Raw genomic sequence first — 419 nt, forward strand, 5'->3', positions numbered from 1 at the left:
ATGACGCTGATTCACATTGTGGCGCGGCTTGTTTCACTTTCAGCCTCAACTTCAAACAAGGCCGGCTCTGCCGGCCTCGACCGGAACACGATATGACCCAGAACGACATCGTCCAGAAGCTGTGGAACCTCTGCGACGTGCTGCGCGACGACGGCATCAACTACTCGGACTACGTCACTGAGCTGGTGCTGCTGCTGTTCATCAAGATGGAGTACGAGAACACTCAGGCCGGGCTGCTCAACGCCCACGCCCTGCCGGAGGGCGCCCGCTCGCCGGATCTCACCGGCCGCTCGGGCCTGGAGCTGCTCAACTACTACAAGCAGATGCTGCTCGACCTCTTGAAGAGCAGCGACCGGCTGATCGCCACAATCTACCCCGATCCCCAGACCCGCCTGCGCGAGCCGCGCCACCTGGAGCAG

The 419-nt window shown here is 62.1% G+C and carries 1 protein-coding gene; it reads left to right on the forward strand.

The annotated features are described in order from the left end of the window. Positions 1 to 92: 92 nt before the first annotated feature. A partial coding sequence (locus tag SQ11_RS16255; protein ID WP_041515253.1) for a type I restriction-modification system subunit M N-terminal domain-containing protein occupies positions 93 to 419 on the forward strand: 327 nt, incomplete at its 3' end.

It is taken from the genome of Nitrosospira sp. NpAV (assembly GCF_000832065.1).
GTDB lineage: Bacteria > Pseudomonadota > Gammaproteobacteria > Burkholderiales > Nitrosomonadaceae > Nitrosospira.